Source organism: Rubellimicrobium roseum, from assembly GCF_006152145.1.
GTDB lineage: Bacteria > Pseudomonadota > Alphaproteobacteria > Rhodobacterales > Rhodobacteraceae > Rubellimicrobium > Rubellimicrobium roseum.
The window spans coordinates 231,627-246,408 of record NZ_VDFV01000002.1 but is presented as its reverse complement, the minus strand read 5'-3'; the positions used below and the strand labels follow the sequence as shown (position 1 = coordinate 246,408).

At 72.5% G+C, this 14,782-nt stretch carries 17 protein-coding genes; 12 read left to right on the top strand and 5 right to left on the bottom strand.

Features of this window, described 5'->3' with window-relative positions; all coding sequences use genetic code 11:
- The first annotated feature begins 1 nt into the window (after position 1).
- A complete protein-coding gene (locus FHG71_RS03610; protein ID WP_139080243.1) occupies positions 2-1,222 on the top strand; it encodes a class I SAM-dependent RNA methyltransferase in 1,221 nt (406 codons plus the stop codon).
- 82 nt (positions 1,223-1,304) lie between these two features.
- A complete protein-coding gene (locus FHG71_RS03605) occupies positions 1,305-1,820 on the top strand; it encodes a L,D-transpeptidase family protein (protein ID WP_425467318.1) in 516 nt (171 codons plus the stop codon).
- A 51-nt stretch (positions 1,821-1,871) separates the two neighbouring features.
- Here the strand turns inward: FHG71_RS03605 and dalA are convergent, their stop codons facing one another.
- Positions 1,872-2,390, bottom strand: a complete 519-nt coding sequence (gene dalA, locus FHG71_RS03600) for a divisome-associated lipoprotein DalA (protein ID WP_139080242.1) — start codon at positions 2,388-2,390, stop codon at positions 1,872-1,874.
- 166 nt (positions 2,391-2,556) lie between these two features.
- Here dalA and FHG71_RS03595 point away from each other — a divergent pair, with 166 nt between their 5' ends.
- Together FHG71_RS03595 and rpe are read left to right on the top strand one after the other, a co-directional pair.
- Complete coding sequence (locus FHG71_RS03595; protein ID WP_139080241.1) at positions 2,557-3,159, top strand: L,D-transpeptidase; 603 nt, start codon at positions 2,557-2,559, stop codon at positions 3,157-3,159.
- Positions 3,160-3,245: 86 nt separating this feature from the next.
- Positions 3,246-3,920: a ribulose-phosphate 3-epimerase gene (gene rpe / locus FHG71_RS03590; protein WP_139080240.1), complete on the top strand. Its 675-nt coding sequence runs from the start codon at positions 3,246-3,248 to the stop codon at positions 3,918-3,920.
- Here rpe and FHG71_RS03585 read toward each other — a convergent pair.
- The 3 genes from FHG71_RS03585 to FHG71_RS03575 all read right to left on the bottom strand — a co-directional run bounded on the left by FHG71_RS03585 (position 3,917) and on the right by FHG71_RS03575 (position 6,438).
- Entirely contained in the window at positions 3,917-4,390 is a 474-nt protein-coding gene (locus FHG71_RS03585) for a gluconokinase (RefSeq protein WP_139080345.1), read from the bottom strand. The genes rpe and FHG71_RS03585 overlap by 4 nt on opposite strands.
- 32 nt (positions 4,391-4,422) lie before the next feature.
- Positions 4,423-5,487, bottom strand: a complete 1,065-nt coding sequence (gene hemH / locus FHG71_RS03580) for a ferrochelatase (RefSeq protein WP_139080239.1) — start codon at positions 5,485-5,487, stop codon at positions 4,423-4,425.
- 87 nt (positions 5,488-5,574) lie between these two features.
- Positions 5,575-6,438, bottom strand: coding sequence for a methyltransferase domain-containing protein (locus tag FHG71_RS03575; RefSeq protein WP_425467316.1), 864 nt, complete (start codon positions 6,436-6,438; stop codon positions 5,575-5,577).
- On the opposite strand from FHG71_RS03575, the gene FHG71_RS03570 reads away from it, so the two are divergent.
- Genes FHG71_RS03570 through FHG71_RS03555 form a run of 4 tightly spaced genes read left to right on the top strand, consistent with a single transcriptional unit; the run spans position 6,437 to position 9,095 of the window.
- On the top strand, positions 6,437-7,177 hold the full coding sequence (locus tag FHG71_RS03570) for a ComF family protein (protein WP_139080238.1): 741 nt from the start codon (positions 6,437-6,439) through the stop codon (positions 7,175-7,177). The genes FHG71_RS03575 and FHG71_RS03570 overlap by 2 nt on opposite strands.
- 54 nt (positions 7,178-7,231) lie before the next feature.
- Positions 7,232-7,489, top strand: coding sequence for a glutaredoxin 3 (gene grxC / locus FHG71_RS03565; RefSeq protein WP_139080237.1), 258 nt, complete (start codon positions 7,232-7,234; stop codon positions 7,487-7,489).
- A complete protein-coding gene (locus FHG71_RS03560) occupies positions 7,489-8,316 on the top strand; it encodes a carbon-nitrogen hydrolase family protein (RefSeq protein WP_139080236.1) in 828 nt (275 codons plus the stop codon). The genes grxC and FHG71_RS03560 overlap by 1 nt, the downstream gene beginning before the upstream one ends.
- Positions 8,313-9,095, top strand: coding sequence for a GNAT family N-acetyltransferase (locus FHG71_RS03555; protein ID WP_139080235.1), 783 nt, complete (start codon positions 8,313-8,315; stop codon positions 9,093-9,095). Before FHG71_RS03560 ends, FHG71_RS03555 begins: the two co-directional genes overlap by 4 nt.
- Here FHG71_RS03555 and ubiG read toward each other — a convergent pair.
- Positions 9,089-9,868: a bifunctional 2-polyprenyl-6-hydroxyphenol methylase/3-demethylubiquinol 3-O-methyltransferase UbiG gene (gene ubiG / locus FHG71_RS03550; protein WP_139080343.1), complete on the bottom strand. Its 780-nt coding sequence runs from the start codon at positions 9,866-9,868 to the stop codon at positions 9,089-9,091. The two genes, FHG71_RS03555 and ubiG, sit on opposite strands and share 7 nt — an antisense overlap.
- Positions 9,869-9,921: 53 nt before the next feature.
- Between ubiG and pip the strand changes: the two genes are divergently transcribed.
- The 4 genes from pip to nusA all read left to right on the top strand — a co-directional run bounded on the left by pip (position 9,922) and on the right by nusA (position 14,767).
- A complete protein-coding gene (pip, locus tag FHG71_RS03545) occupies positions 9,922-10,974 on the top strand; it encodes a prolyl aminopeptidase (RefSeq protein ID WP_139080234.1) in 1,053 nt (350 codons plus the stop codon).
- Complete coding sequence (locus tag FHG71_RS03540; RefSeq protein ID WP_139080233.1) at positions 10,971-12,302, top strand: ABC transporter substrate-binding protein; 1,332 nt, start codon at positions 10,971-10,973, stop codon at positions 12,300-12,302. Before pip ends, FHG71_RS03540 begins: the two co-directional genes overlap by 4 nt.
- Before the next feature lie 135 nt (positions 12,303-12,437).
- Positions 12,438-13,058 carry a ribosome maturation factor RimP gene (gene rimP, locus FHG71_RS03535; protein ID WP_139080232.1) on the top strand — a complete coding sequence of 207 codons (621 nt, stop codon included), beginning with the start codon at positions 12,438-12,440 and terminating at the stop codon, positions 13,056-13,058.
- Complete coding sequence (gene nusA / locus FHG71_RS03530) at positions 13,058-14,767, top strand: transcription termination factor NusA (RefSeq protein ID WP_139080231.1); 1,710 nt, start codon at positions 13,058-13,060, stop codon at positions 14,765-14,767. Before rimP ends, nusA begins: the two co-directional genes overlap by 1 nt.
- Positions 14,768-14,782 lie beyond the last annotated feature (15 nt).

Here is a 14,782-nt window from a genome sequence, read left to right as displayed (position 1 = left end):
GATGACCGCACTCCCCGACACCGCCGCGCGCGTCCAGTCGCTCACCCACCACGGCCAGGGCCGCCTCGCGGACGGCACGCTGGTCCCGCGCGTCCTGCCGGGCGAGGAGATCGCGCCGCGCGCCGACGGCACCTGGCGCATCGTGACGCCCTCGCCGGATCGCGTCGCCGCCCCCTGCCCTCATTTCAGCGCCTGCGGTGGCTGCGCCATGCAGCACGCCTCCGACGCCTTCGTGGCCGAGTGGAAGGCCGGGATCGTCTACGGCGCCCTCGCGGGCCAGGGGATCGAGGGCGAGGTCGCCCGCGTCGTCACCTCTCCGCCCAACAGCCGCCGCCGCGCCCGCCTCGCCGCGCGCCGGCTCAAGAAGGGTGCGCTCCTGGGCTTTCATGCTCGCGCCTCGGACACGGTGATCGACAACCCGCACTGCAAGATCCTCACCCCCGCCCTGATGGCGCTGCGCCCCGCCCTCCTCGACCTCGCGCAGGTGGCCGCTCCCCGCTCGCGCGAGATCGGGATCACCCTGACCGACAGCCCCGCCGGGGCCGACGTGGTGCTGGAGGAGGCGCGCGACCTCGATGTCGGCCTGCGCCAGGACGCCGCCGCCTGGGCTGCCCGGGCCGGCGTCGCCCGCCTCACCTGGAACGGCGAGCTGATCGCCCAGCGCGAGGGCCCCTGGCAATCCCTGGGCCGCGCCCGCGTCGTGCCGCCCCCCGGCGCCTTCCTCCAGGCCACCCAGCACGGCGAGGCTGCGCTCGTAACCTCCGTCCGCGAGGCCGTGCAGGGCGCCGCCCGCGTGGCCGACCTCTTCGCGGGCGTGGGCACCTTCGCCCTGCCGCTGGCCGAATCAGCCGAGGTCCACGCCGTCGAAGGCGAGGCCGCCATGCTGGAGGCGCTCCAGAAAGGCTGGCGCGGCGCGCCGGGCCTGCACCGCGTCACCACCGAGGCGCGCGACCTCTTCCGCCGCCCGCTCGACCCGACCGAGCTGAAACGATTCGACGCCGCCGTGATCGACCCACCCCGCGCCGGGGCCGAGGCGCAGGTCCGCGCCCTGGCCGAGGCCCGCCTGCCGACCGTCGCCTATGTGTCCTGCAACCCCGCCAGCTTCGCGCGCGACGCCAAGGCGCTGCTCGCGGCCGGCTACCGCATGGACCCGATCACCGTCGTGGACCAGTTCCGCTGGTCCCCTCACGTGGAGCTCGCCACGCGATTTTCGCTCGCCTGACCTCACGGCCTCTCGCGGGACGGTGAGTTCTCGGCTACGATCGGGGCAGAAACGGCGGCAGACCGGGCAGGCGACAGTGACGATTTCCAGGCGATTCCTCCTCATGGGCGGCGCGGCCCTGACGGCCTTGGCCGGCTGCGGCGGTGGCACCCCGACCAAGTTCCGCAATTACCAAGGCCCGCCGGTGACCGGCGTGATCGTGTTCAAGTCCAGGCGGGTCATGTACCTGATGAGCGGCAACCGCGCCCTGCGCGAGTTCCGCTTCGAACTGGGCGGCGATCCCATCGGCCACAAGTTGATGGAAGGCGACGGCAAGACGCCCGAGGGCACCTACACGATCAACCGCCGCAACCCGAACTCGCAGTATCACCTGTCGATCGGCATCTCCTACCCGAACGAGCAGGACGTGGCCCGCGCCGCGGCCCTGGGCTTGTCGCCCGGCGGCGACATCTTCATCCACGGCCAACCCGCGAGCCTCAAGCCGGGCGCCTATCTCGCCGGCAGCTGGACCGCCGGCTGCATCGCCGTCACGAACTCCGAGATGGAGGAGATCTACGCCATGGTGCGCGACGGCACGCCGATCCACATCTATCCCTGAACGCCCACGGCGGGGTCCGTGCCCCGCCGCCATGTTCCGGTCCCGGCCGCCTCAGGCGGCCAGCACCATCGTCCACCAGATCTTGCCCGACTGCTCCTGGAACCACGCGAGGCCCAGCCGCGTCGCCGAGGGATCGAGGATCACCGCCCGCGTGCTCGGGTTCTCCATCCAGGCGGCCAGCGTTTGGAGCTCGTTCTCGTAGGTTTCCGAGATCGCCTCTCCCACGAGCCGCCCCGGATAGCCCACCCGCCGCAGTCGGTCCACCGGAGAGGACCCGTCCGAGCCGAAGTGCCAGGGCCGGTTCTGCACCGCCATGTCGCGGGCATGCGTGGCCGCCGCGGCCGTGAGCTGCGCGTCGAGCGCCACCGGCGGCGCCCCGGCCGCCTGCCGCAGCGTGTTGACCGAATCGGCCATCCGGTAGCCGATCTCAGCCTCCATCTCGGGCGTGATGCGGTAGAGCGTCGGCAGGGGAAGCCCGTCCGGACCCACCAGCGGCCGGGGCGGAGGCCCCCCGCAGGCCGCGAGCGCCAGAGACGCCATCCCGCCCAACATCAACGCCCTGCGCCGCATCCCGTGTCCCCTCGGTTGTCCAGGCGCTTCCTTAACGGTGGTGCAAGAGGGTTTCAAACCGGATCGACACGGAGCGGCCCACCTCCCGAGACCTTGAATTGCGGCCCTGCATGGGCATCTGTAACGAGCCGATCACGAGCATGGGACAATAAGGGGAACGGGCGACATGGCCGACCGGAACGGCATCAGCCGCAGGCAACTCTTGGGCGCGGGCGCGGCCTTCCTGGGCGCGGGCCTTGCGGCGCCGGCCTTCGCGCAGCAGGCCAACTCCACCGAGATGGAGGCCGACATCTCGCAATCCACGCGCCACAACGTCTCGGCCTTCCGCACGGTGAACTGGCAGGACCACTTCCAGTCGACGCGCGGCGGCGTGATCCTCTGCGACATCCAGTCGCGCGCGCTCCACTACTGGAGCGAGGACCAGTCGATCTATCGCCTTTATCCGACCTCCGTGCCGCTCACCGACGAGCTGACGCGCCTGGGGATGACCGAGGTCGTGGACAAGGTGGTCGCCCCGCCGTGGCGCCCCACCCCCTCCATGCGCGAGCGCAACCCCGAATGGCCCGAGTTCGTGGCCGGTGGCGACCCGATGAACCCGCTCGGGCCCTACGCGCTCTACCTGAGCTGGCAGTTCTACCGTATCCACGGGACCCACGACACCCGCAAGATCGGGCGGCGTTCCTCGAACGGCTGCATCGGCCTCTACAACGAGCACATCGCCGAGCTCTTCCAGCTCGCCACCGTCGGCACGCAGGTGAAGCTGATCTGACGGCGGTCCCCAGGGCCGATGGGGTCGCAGGGGGCTTGGTTTCCAGGCCCCTTCGCGTTTATGCCCCCGGGCCAGGAGGACCCATCATGACCCACGCCGTGACCATCGCCCCATCCATCCTGTCCGGCGACTTCGCCGCACTCGGGGGCGAATGCCGCGCCCTCGCCGAGGCCGGGGCCGACTGGGTCCATGTGGACGTCATGGACGGGCACTTCGTCCCCAACCTCACCTTCGGCCCGCAGATGTGCGCCGCCCTTCGCCCCCACATCCAGGGCACCATGGACGTGCACCTGATGATCGCGCCGGTGGACGCCTACATCGGGGCTTTCGCCCAGGCCGGCGCCGACGTGATCACCGCGCATCACGAGGCCGGGCCGCACATCCACCGCACGCTGCAGGCGATCCGCGCCGCCGGCTGCAAGGCCGGCCTTGCCGTCAATCCCGGCACCGGCATCGACGCCGTGGCGCATCTCCTCGACGAGGTGGACCTCCTCTGCGTTATGACCGTGAACCCGGGCTTCGGCGGCCAATCCCTGATCCCGGCCATGCTCGACAAGGTGCGCGCGCTGCGGGCCCTGATCGCGGACCGCCCGATCCGCCTCCAGGTCGACGGCGGCGTCAGCCTCAAGACCGCCCGCTCGCTCGCCCAGGCGGGCGCGGACGTGATGGTGGCGGGCTCGGCCGTCTTCCAGGGCGGCCCCGAGGCCTACGGGCGCAACATCCGCGCCCTGCGCGAGGCGGCCCAAGGCGTGATGGCCTAAAGCCGCGCCAGCCGCTCCAGAAGGTCCGCGAGAACCTCCTCCTTGGGCCCGTCCACGGGCACCCGCAGCCCGCGCTCGTCGGCCTCCAGCGGCTCCAACGCCTCGATCTGGCTGTCGAGCAGCGCGGGCGGCATGTAGTGCCCCTGCCGCTTCAGCAGCCGTTCGTGGATCAGCCCGCGCTCGGCCACCAGATGCAGGAACACCAGGTCCGGCACCCGCGCCCGCAGCCGGTCGCGGTAGCCCCGCCGCAGCGCCGAGCAGGCCCCCACCACCGGCGCCTCACCCTCGGCCAGCGCCTCGGCCACGCGGTCGAGCCAGGGCCAGCGGTCCTCGTCCGTGAGCGGCGTGCCCGCGGCCATCTTGGCGCGCGCCTCCGGCGAATGAAGGTCATCCCCCTCGACGAAGCGCCCGCCCAGGGCGGCCGCCAGCCGCGTGCCGGTGCCGGTCTTGCCGACCCCCGACACGCCCATCACGACAAATCGGCCCGTCCGTGCCTCCAAGATCAGGCCCAGCCGCCCAGGTTGCGCAGGATCGCCCCCTCGATCGCGTCGAGATGCGCGGGATCGTCGTTGAGGCAGGGGATGTAGGTGAACTGCTCCCCGCCCGCATGCTCGAAGGACTCCCGGATCTCCTCCTGGATCTCCTCCAGCGTCTCGATGCAGTCGGCCGAGAAGGCGGGCGCGCAGATGGCGAGCCGCTTGACGCCCTCCTCCTTCACCAGCCGCGCGACCTCCTCGACCGTGTAGGGCCGCAGCCATTCCTCGGTGCCGAAGACGCTCTGGAAGGTCGTGCGGACCTTGGTGCGCTCCCAGCCCAGCGCCTCGGTCAGCAGCCGCGTCGTCTTCTGGCATTGGCAGTGGTAGGGGTCGCCCTGCATGAGATACCGCTTCGGCATCCCGTGATAGGAGCAGACCAGCAGCTCCGGCTCCTTCTCCGCCGCCGCCCAGCCCCGCCGGACCGACTCCGCCAGCGCCCCGATATAGGCGGGATCGTCGAAATAGGGGTCCATGACGCGGGCGATGGGCTGCCAGGGCAGGTCCATCAGCGCGCGGAAGAACTGGTCGCAGGCCGTGGCCGAGGTCGCCCCCGCATATTGCGGATAGAGCGGCACGAAGAGGATGCGCTGGCACCCCTCCTCCACCATCCGCTTGATCACCGACTGCGTGGACGGGTTGCCGTAGCGCATGCAGAACTCGACCCGCACCCCGTCACCGAAGCGCGCCTGGAGCCGCTCGCGCAGCCCCTCGGTCTGGGACTTGGTGATGGTGAGGAGCGGGCTCTCGTTGCGCTCCCGGTCCCAGATCTTGCGGTAGTTGGCCCCTGACGTGAACGGCCGCTTGGTTAGGATGATGGTCTGGAGCAGCGGTTGCCATTTCCAGGCCGGGTAGTCGATCACCCGCTTGTCCGACAGGAACTCGTTCAGGTAGCGCCGCATCGACCAGTAGTCGGTGTTGTCCGGCGTGCCGAGGTTGGCCAGCAGGATGCCGATGCGGGCGGGCTGGACCGCCGGATGCCCCTGGGGGGCATGGGCGGGAACGGCGGGGGTCCGAGGCGTCAGGGCGTTCATGGTGTCTCCCGAAACAGCGCCCGGCTTATCGCCGGGACCGGGGGGGCGGGGCAAGGCACATCGCCTGTGCGCCCCCATCAACTTGGCTCAAATACGCATGCGACCGTGCCACCGGGCGCCACATCCGCCGTTCTCCCGCCGCGCCGCCTCCAGCGCCTCCGCCAGGCTGCGCGCGGCCGAGCCCGGCCGCAGCGCCTTGGGCTGGCTCGGCGCCGGGGCCCAGGCGGTCAGCGTCACGACCTCGAAATGCGCGACCGCGCGCCCGTCGGTCAGCGGGTAGCGGGCCATCGCGCCCAGGATCACGTCGCGCCGGCTGAACCGCCGCAGCCGCCCCTCCAGCGCATTCGATTCGCCCATCGCCCGCAGGTCGCGCATGAGCGCGAGGGCGTCCGCGTAGCTCACGTCGAAGGGTGCCGAGTCCGCGACCGGCAGCGCCAGCCCCACCCGGCCCAGGAGGTTGCCGAGATCCCGGATCTCGCCCATTGGCGCCACGCGGGGGCTCAGGCCGCCGGTGGCCTCCACCTCGGCCTCCGCGAGCGCCCCCCGCAGCTCGGCCAGCGTCGTGCCGCCGAACAGCGTGGCCAGAAGGAACCCGTCCGGCTGCAGGGCCCGCGCCGCCTGCGCGAGCTGCCCCACAGGATCGTCCGCCCAGTGCAGGCAGAGGTCATGGATCACGAGGTCATGCGCCCCGGGCTCCAGGTCCAGCACCTCCGTGTCCGGGACCGTCTTCGCCCCGGGCAGCCGCCCGGCCCAGACCTGCGGGAAGGGCGTGACCACGGCGGGCGCCGTAAACCGCCTGTTAACCTCCAGCAGCCTATCCTCCACCTCGGCCGCGACGGCCTCGCGCAGGAATGGGGCGGTGGCGCGCGCGCGGTGACGGGACAGGGCGGATCGGTCGGTGAGCTGGGGCATGGCGCCCATGTAGGGGAGCGCGGGGGTGTTGCAAAGCATGGCGCGCGCAGCGTCGACATCGCTCGGCGCGCTCCGGCGCGCGGTCTATCCGCCCGCCTGCGTGGCCTGCGGCGAATTCACGGACTCGGAATTCGGGCTCTGCGGCCCCTGCTGGCGCGGGGCGGGCTTCCTGGCCGGCGCGCTGGTCTGCGACGCCTGCGGGGTGCCCCTGCCCGGCCAAGACGCCGGGCCCGTCCATTGCGACGACTGCCTTCGCCGCCCTCGGGCCTGGAGCCGGGGCCGCGCCGCCCTGCCCTATCGCGGCACCGGGCGGCAGCTCGCCCTCGCCCTCAAGCACGCCGACCGCACCGACCTCGCCCGGCCCCTCGGGCGCTGGCTCGCGACGGCGGCCCGGCCGCTCCTTCTCGACGGGCAGGTGCTCGTGCCGGTGCCGCTCCACTGGACGCGCCTCCTGCGCCGCCGCCATAACCAGGCCCTGCTCCTGGCCGCCGAGGCCGGACGCCACCTGGGCCTGCCCGTCCTGCCCGACGCCCTGCTGCGCCGCCGCGCCACCTCGTCCCTGGGCCATGGCGGGCGCGAGGCGCGGGCCCAGGCCCTGGCCGGGGCCATCGCGCCCCATCCCCGCCGGGGGGCGGCGCTCGCCGGGCGGCCTGTCCTCCTCGTCGACGACGTGATGACCTCCGGGGCGACGCTGGTGGCCTGCGCCGCCGCCGCGCACGCCGCCGGCGCCTCGGACGTCCGGGTTCTCGTTCTCGCCCGCGCGCTCCTCGAACCCTAGAAGCCGTCGCGCGCGTTCCCTAGGTTGAAACCGAATCCATCCGGAGTCTCCGCCATGGCGAACATCGAGATCTACACCTCGCCCACCTGCGGCTACTGCCACGCCGCCAAGCGCCTGCTCGCCCAGAAGGGCGTGAGCTACACCGAGGTCGACGTGGTCCGCGACCCGTCCCGCCGCCCCGAGATGGTGAGCCGCGCCGGCGGCCGCCGCACCGTCCCGCAGATCTTCATCGACGGTGACCATGTCGGCGGCTGCGACGACCTTTACGCCCTCGAGGAAGCGGGCAAGCTCGATCCCCTGCTCGCCGCCTGATGCGGGCGGCACTGCTCCAGTTCACCTCCGGCGACGACCCGGAGGAGAACCTGGCCCGCCTCCGTCCCCTGGTCGCCCAGGCGGCGGCGGGCGGCGCGCAGCTCCTCTGCACGCCCGAGGTCACGAACTGCGTGGCCCCCCGTGCCCGCCTGCACGAGGTCGCCACCAACGAGGCGCGCGACCCCGTGCTCGCGGGCCTGCGCGAGGAGGCCGCGCGCCATGGCCTCTGGATCGCCCTGGGCTCGCTGGCGATCCGGCCCGACGACGGCGACGGTCGCTTGGCCAACCGTTCCTTCCTTCTCGACCCCTCGGGCGCCATCGCCGCGCGCTACGACAAGATCCACATGTTCGACGTGGACGTCTCGGCCGCCGAGACCTGGCGCGAATCGCAGGGCTTCCGCCCCGGCGACCGCGCCGTGGTCGCCCGCACGCCCCTGGCCGCCCTGGGCCTCGCCATCTGCTACGACCTGCGCTTCCCGCATCTCTTCCGAACGCTCGCGCAGGCGGGCGCGCAGGTCCTCCTCGTCCCCGCCGCCTTTACCCGGCCCACGGGCGAGGCGCATTGGGAAACCCTCCTGCGCGCCCGCGCCATCGAGACGGGCTCCTTCGTCCTCGCCGCCGCCCAGACCGGCACCCATGCCTCGGGCGCGACGATCCGCCACACCCACGGCCACTCGCTCGCCGTCGCCCCCTGGGGCGAGGTGCTGGCCGACGCGGGCCGCGAGCCGGGGCTGACGCTGGTGGACCTCGACCTCGCACAGGTGGAGGAGGCGCGGGCCCGCATCCCCGCCCTTCGCCATGACCGTTCCTTCGCGGCCCCCGCATGAGGTCGCTGGGCTTCCGCACCGACCTCCTGGCGCTCTCGGGCCTCGCCGAGGTCGAGCGCCATCCCGATCACGTCGTGATCCGCACCCCCCAGGAGCCCGACTACTGGTCCGGCAACGGCCTCATCCTGCTCGGCCCCCCGGGAGACCCGGAGGAGGAGACCGCCCTCTTCCACCGCCGCTTTCCCACCGCCGAACACGTCAGCATCGCCTGGGACGTCCCCGATCTGGACCCCGACGAGGTCCGCCCCCTGTGGGAGCCGCGGGGCTTCGCCGTCGAGGTCTCGGACGTCCTGGCCCGCACCGGGGTCCCGCCAGCCTCCGATCTGCCGCCCGATGCCGAGCTGCGCGAGCTGCGCCGCGACGCCGACTGGGACGACGTCCTTGCCCTGGGCCTGGAACTGGCTGCCGAGGACGGCCTCGACCTCGCGCGGCACGAGCCTTTCCTGCGTCGGCGCCTGAGCGGGCAGCGCGCGCAGGCCGGGCGCGGGCTCGCCCGCTGGTGGGGCGCCTTCGCGGGCGGACGCCTCGCGGCCTCGCTGGGCGTGGTGCAGGGCGAGGGCCTGGCCCGCTACCAGACCGTCCAGACCGCCCCCGCGCAGCGCCGCCGGGGCCTCGCCTCGGCCCTCATCCGCCGCGCGGCCGAAGCGGCGCTGAAGCGCGATCCCGAGGCCCGCCTCGTCCTCGTGGCCGAAACCGGGGGCGCACCGGGCCGGCTCTACCGCCGCGCGGGCTTCGACCTGGCCGAGCGCACCGTCGCCGTCCTTCGCCGCGGCTACTGAGGGTCCCTCTCGCGCACGCTGGCGGTCACGTAGTTCACCGACAGGTCGCGCTCGGACAGCCGCCAGCTCCAGGTGAGCGGATTGAACACCATGCCCATGCGGTCGATGGGGCGCAGCCCGGCCGCGCGCATCATCTCGAACAGCTCCTCGGGCGTGATGAACTTGCGCCAGTCATGCGTGCCCTTGGGCAGCCAGCGCATGACCTGCTCGGCGCCCACGATGGCCATGGCATAGCTCTTGGCGTTGCGGTTGAGCGTCGAGCAGATGTGAAGCCCCCCGGGCCGCAGAAGCTCGCGCACCGACCGCAGGTAGTCGGCCGGGTCGGCCACGTGCTCGATCACCTCCATGTTCAGCACGACGTCGAAGCGCTCGCCCTGCTCGGCCAGCGCCTCGGCGGTGGTGTGGCGGTAGTCGATCCGCAGGCCCGACTGCTCGGCATGAAGCCGCGCCACGGGGATGTTGCGCGCCGCCGCGTCCGCGCCCACCACCTCGGCCCCCAGCCTCGCCATGGGCTCGCTCAGCAGGCCGCCGCCGCAGCCGATGTCGAGGAGGCGGAGGCCCGAGAACGGCGCCTCATGGCCGCGATCCCGCCCGAAACGCGACGCAATACGGGTCACGATGTAGTCGAGGCGAACCGGATTGAGCATGTGAAGCGGCTTGAACTTCCCCTGGGAGTCCCACCATTCTGCGGCCATCCGCTCGAACTTTTCGACCTCGGCCGTGTCGATGCTGCGACCGGAGGTCTCCTTCACGGTCGCGTCGTCCGCGCGCATATCCATATTCCATCCTCTCGCAACTTTGCCCTTAGGAATGATATAGCTCGGCCATGGACAAGTCCTCCGCGCCCCTGATCTCGCGCTTTGCGCCGCATCCCGCTCTTTATCCGGGGCAGGAGCCCTATGCGACGCACGCGCTGGATGTGGGCGACGGGCACCGTCTCTATGTGGAGGAATGCGGCAACCCGGACGGCCTGCCCGTGGTCGTGCTCCATGGCGGCCCGGGCGGCGGCTGCAGCCCGGCCATGCGCCGCTACTTCGACCCGCGCGTCTTCCGGGTCGTGCTCTTCGACCAGCGCGGCTGCGGCCGCTCGCGCCCGCACGCCTCCGTCGAGGCCAACACCACCTGGCACCTCGTGGCCGACATCGAGCGGATCCGCCGGCACCTGGGCATCGACGCCTGGGCCTGCGTCTTCGGCGGCTCCTGGGGCGCGACGCTGGCCCTGGTCTACGCCCAGGCCCATCCCGACCGGGTGCGCGGCCTCGTGCTGCGCGGCGTGTTCCTGATGACGCGGGGCGAGCTCGACTGGTTCTACGGCGGCGGCGCCGGCGCCTTCTGGCCCGACCTCTGGGACCGCTTCACCACCCTTGTCCCCGAGGAGGAGCGCCATGACCTCATCGCCGCCTATCACCGCCGCCTCTTCTCGGGCGATCTGCGCGAGGAGGTCCGCTTCGCCCGTGCCTGGGCGGGATGGGAGAACGCGCTGGCCTCCATCGACAGCGAGGGACCGGGGGGCCTGCACGCGGTGACCGGCGCGCCGCTCGGCGGCTTCGACGCGCCGGCCGACTACGCGCGCGCCTTCGCCCGCCTCGAGAACCACTATTTCGTGAACGGCGGCTTCCTGGCGCCCTCCCAGGCGATCCTGTCGAACATGGACCGCATCGCCCATATTCCCGGCGTGATCGTGCAGGGGCGCTACGACATGATCTGCCCGCCCTCCTCGGCCTGGGCGCTCGCCCGCGCCTGGCCCGCCGCCCGGCTGGAGATGATCGCCAAGGCCGGCCACGCGCTGTCCGAGCCCGGCATCACCGCCGCGCTCGTCCGGGCCATGGACGCCCTGGGCGACCGGCTCGCCCCCCGCCGGAGGCACGCCACCCCATGATCCCGCGCCGCCGCCCCGATGCTCCGCTGCGCCGCCTCGACTCGCGGGTGAGCCGGCGCGGCCTCCTGGGCGCGGGCGTGCTGGCGGGGGTTCTGGCGGCCAGCGGCGTGCCGCTCCAGGCCCGCGCGCGGGGCGGCGTCCTGCGCCTCGCGGTGGCGCGTCCCCTGCCCCAGGGCCCGGGCTGGGCCGAGGCGCCCGCCGCGCTCGGGCCCGGCGCCGTCTACGACACCCTGACCGAGATCGGCCCCACGGGCGAGCTTTCGGGCGAACTCGCGCAGTCCTGGGAGGCCGCGCCCGGCGCGCGGGCCTGGTTCGTGGCGCTGCGCCCCGGCGTGCGCTTCCACGACGGCACGCCCCTGCGCGCCTCCGACGTGATCGCCTCGCTCGAACGGCACCGCCGTGGCCCGGCGGCCTGGGCGCTGTCGCGGATCGAGCGGATCGAGCCCCAGGGACCGCAGGGCCTGCGCATCGAGCTTCACGAGGGTGACCCCGACCTGCCCTTCCTCCTGGCGGACCCGGCGCTGGTGATCGGGCCCGAGGGCCGCCTCGACGGCGTGGGCACCGGGCTCTACCGCGTGGCCGAGACCCAGCCCGAGGACCGGCTCCGGCTCGACCGCGTCCCCAGCCACTGGAAGGACGGCCGCGCCGGCTGGTTCGACGCCATCGAGGCGCTGCACCGGCCCGCTCCCCGTGACCGCCTGGAGGCGGTCGTCGCCGGCGAGGCCCATGTCACCGGCCCGCTGCCGCCCGCGCTTCTGGAGGAGGCGCGCGCCGCGGGCCTGGGCGTGACGGCGGTGCAGGGCAACCGGCAGCTCCACGTCACGATCCGGCGCCGCGCCGACGGGCGGTTCCACGAACTGCTGCGGCAGGGCGTCGACCGCGCCGCGCTCGCCGCCCTCCATGGGGGCACGCCGGCGGCCGACCATCCGCTCGGGCCGCTCCATCCGGCCCTCTCGGACCTGCCTCCGCCCCCCCTCGACCCCGAGGCCGCCCGCGCGCTCCAGAGTGTCGAGCTGCGCTTCACCACGTGGGACGGCTGCCCGACCGAGGACGCGACCTTCCGCAGGGCGCTGGCCGGGCCCTGGGCGGCGATCCGCCGCCACCCGGACCTCCTGCGTGCGCTGGCCTCCGCCCGCGCCACCGACGGCCCCGAGCGCGCCGCCCACTACGCGGGCGCGCAGGCGGTCTTCGCCCGCTTGGCCCATGTCACGGTCGCGGCCCATGTCCCGGCGGTGACGGTCCACGCCCGCGCTCTCGCCCATGACGCGGTCTCGCCGCTCGCGCCCCTCGACGGCGGGCGTCTGGCCGAGCGCTGGTGGTTCGCCTAAATCCCTTGCATCGGCGCGCGCCGCCGCCTATATGCCTTCTCGACAGCGGCGCGCCGGCTTCCATCCCCGGCGCCCACCGGCAGACTATCGACGGGCCGCGCGCCCGTTTTTTCGTTTTTCGGGACTGCCTCATCCATGTCCGACCTCATCGCCAAGACCGCCATCGACAAGCGCCTCGCCGAGATCGTCGAGCCCGTGGCCGCCGACCTCGGCCTCGAACTCGTGCGCCTGCGCCTCATGAGCGGGCACACCCCCACGCTCCAGATCATGGCCCAGCGTCCCGACGGGACCATGGAGGTCGAGGACTGCGCGCGCCTTTCGACCGCCGTGTCGGCCGTCCTCGACGTCGAGGACCCGATCACCGAGGCCTACACGCTGGAGGTGTCGAGCCCCGGCATCGACCGCCCGCTCACCCGCCTCAAGGACTTCGAGACCTGGGCCGGCTTCGAGACCAAGATCGAGCTGTCCGAGGCCGTGGACAACCGCAAGCGGTTCAAGGGCACGCTCCAGGGCGCCGAGGGCGACGAGGTCCTCCTCGAGATCGAGCAGGGCAAGGAGACCGTGACCATCGGGCTCAAGTTCGACTGGATCGCCGACGCCAAGCTCGTGCTGACCGACGACCTCATCCGCGAGACTCTGCGCGGCCGCAAGGACGCGGGCCAGATCGACGAGGCGCAATTCGACGCCGTGGAACAAATCATCGACGGGGAGGACGAAGCCGACGCTCCCGCCCCGACCCAAGAGGAGAAGAACTGATGGCCATCACCTCCGCCAACCAGCTCGAGCTGCTGCAGACCGCCGAGGCCGTGGCGCGCGAGAAGATGATCGACCCCGGCCTCGTGGTCGAGGCGATGGAGGAGTCGCTCGCCCGCGCCGCCAAGAGTCGCTACGGCGCCGAGATGGACATCCGCGTCCGCATCGACCGCAAGACCGGCCGCGCCACCTTCACCCGCGTCCGCACCATCGTCGAGGACGAGGCCGTCGAGAACTACCAGGCGCAGCTCACCGCCGATCAGGCCGCCAAGATCCTGCGGACGGGCGCCACGCCCGTGACCGTGGTCGCGGGGGCCGAGGGCCGCCAGTTCCTGCTGCGCGCCGCCACCGAGGCCGACGCCCGGCGCATGACGGGCGTGAGCCAGACCGACGCGCCGGCCGTGGGCGACGAGATCGTGGACGAGGTGCCGCCCGTGGACCTGGGCCGCATCGCCGCGCAGTCCGCCAAGCAGGTCATCCTCCAGAAGGTCCGCGAGGCCGAGCGCGATCGCCAGTTCGACGAGTTCAAGGACCGCGTGGGCTCGATCATCAACGCCACCGTCAAGCGCGAGGAATACGGCAACGTCATCGTCGACGTGGGCGCGGGCGAGGCGATCCTGCGCCGCAACGAGAAGATCGGCCGCGAAGCCTACCGCCCCGGCGACCGCATCCGCGCCTATGTCAAGGACGTGCGGCGCGAGATGCGCGGGCCGCAGATCTTCCTCAGCCGCACCGACCCGCGCTTCATGGCCGAGCTCTTCAAGATGGAGGTGCCCGAGATCTACGAGGGCATCATCGAGATCAAGGCCGTGGCCCGCGACCCCGGCAGCCGCGCCAAGATCGCGGTCGTGTCCTACGACAACTCGATCGACCCCGTGGGCGCCTGCGTCGGCATGCGCGGCAGCCGCGTGCAGGCCGTCGTCAACGAGCTGCAGGGCGAGAAGATCGACATCATTCCCTGGAGCGAGGACATCGCCACCTTCCTCGTGAACGCGCTCCAGCCGGCCGAGGTCAGCAAGGTCGTCTTCGACGAGGAGACCAGCAAGATCGAGGTCGTCGTCCCCGAGGAGCAGCTGTCGCTCGCCATCGGGCGGCGCGGCCAGAACGTGCGCCTCGCCTCCCAGCTCACGGGCCGCGACATCGACATCCTCACCGAGGAGCAGGAGTCGAGCCGCCGGCAGAAGGAGTTCGACGAGCGCACGCAGCTCTTCATGGGCACGCTCGACCTCGACGAATTCTTCGCCCAGCTTCTCGTGGCCGAAGGCTTCCGCACCGTCGAGGAAGTGGCCTATGTCGACCAGGACGAGCTTCTCGGCATCGACGGCGTGGACGAGTCCACCGCCGAGGAGCTGCAGGCCCGCGCCCGCGACCACATCGAGGCGCAGCGCAAGGCCGCGCTCGACCGCGCCCGCGCCCTGGGCGTCGAGGAGTCGCTCATCAACTTCCCCGGCCTCACGCCCCCGATGATCGAGGCGCTGGCCGCCGACGGCGTCAAGACGCTCGAGGACTTCGCCACGCTCGCCGACTGGGAACTGGCCGGCGGCTGGACCGAGGTGGACGGCAACCGCGTCAAGGACACCGGCATCCTGGAAAAGTTCGACCTTTCGCTCGAGGAGGCGCGCGACATGGTGATGTCCGCCCGCGTGGCGCTCGGCTGGGTCGACCCCGACGAGCTCGACCAGGGCCGCGAAGAGGAGGCGGAGGAGGCCTGACCTCCTCCGGGCAGC

Bases quoted from the DNA above. Each gene is read 5' to 3' on its own strand.
- FHG71_RS03610 (WP_139080243.1), top strand. From the start codon at position 2: ATGACCGCACTCCCCGACACCGCCGCGCGCGTCCAGTCGCTCACCCAC.
- dalA (WP_139080242.1), bottom strand. From the start codon at position 2,390: ATGCGGCGCAGGGCGTTGATGTTGGGCGGGATGGCGTCTCTGGCGCTC.
- FHG71_RS03595 (WP_139080241.1), top strand. From the start codon at position 2,557: ATGGCCGACCGGAACGGCATCAGCCGCAGGCAACTCTTGGGCGCGGGC.
- rpe (WP_139080240.1), top strand. From the start codon at position 3,246: ATGACCCACGCCGTGACCATCGCCCCATCCATCCTGTCCGGCGACTTC.
- FHG71_RS03585 (WP_139080345.1), bottom strand. From the start codon at position 4,390: ATGGGCGTGTCGGGGGTCGGCAAGACCGGCACCGGCACGCGGCTGGCG.
- hemH (WP_139080239.1), bottom strand. From the start codon at position 5,487: ATGAACGCCCTGACGCCTCGGACCCCCGCCGTTCCCGCCCATGCCCCC.
- FHG71_RS03570 (WP_139080238.1), top strand. From the start codon at position 6,437: ATGGCGCGCGCAGCGTCGACATCGCTCGGCGCGCTCCGGCGCGCGGTC.
- FHG71_RS03575 (WP_425467316.1), bottom strand. From the start codon at position 6,438: ATGCTTTGCAACACCCCCGCGCTCCCCTACATGGGCGCCATGCCCCAG.
- grxC (WP_139080237.1), top strand. From the start codon at position 7,232: ATGGCGAACATCGAGATCTACACCTCGCCCACCTGCGGCTACTGCCAC.
- FHG71_RS03560 (WP_139080236.1), top strand. From the start codon at position 7,489: ATGCGGGCGGCACTGCTCCAGTTCACCTCCGGCGACGACCCGGAGGAG.
- FHG71_RS03555 (WP_139080235.1), top strand. From the start codon at position 8,313: ATGAGGTCGCTGGGCTTCCGCACCGACCTCCTGGCGCTCTCGGGCCTC.
- ubiG (WP_139080343.1), bottom strand. From the start codon at position 9,868: ATGCGCGCGGACGACGCGACCGTGAAGGAGACCTCCGGTCGCAGCATC.
- pip (WP_139080234.1), top strand. From the start codon at position 9,922: ATGGACAAGTCCTCCGCGCCCCTGATCTCGCGCTTTGCGCCGCATCCC.
- FHG71_RS03540 (WP_139080233.1), top strand. From the start codon at position 10,971: ATGATCCCGCGCCGCCGCCCCGATGCTCCGCTGCGCCGCCTCGACTCG.
- rimP (WP_139080232.1), top strand. From the start codon at position 12,438: ATGTCCGACCTCATCGCCAAGACCGCCATCGACAAGCGCCTCGCCGAG.
- nusA (WP_139080231.1), top strand. From the start codon at position 13,058: ATGGCCATCACCTCCGCCAACCAGCTCGAGCTGCTGCAGACCGCCGAG.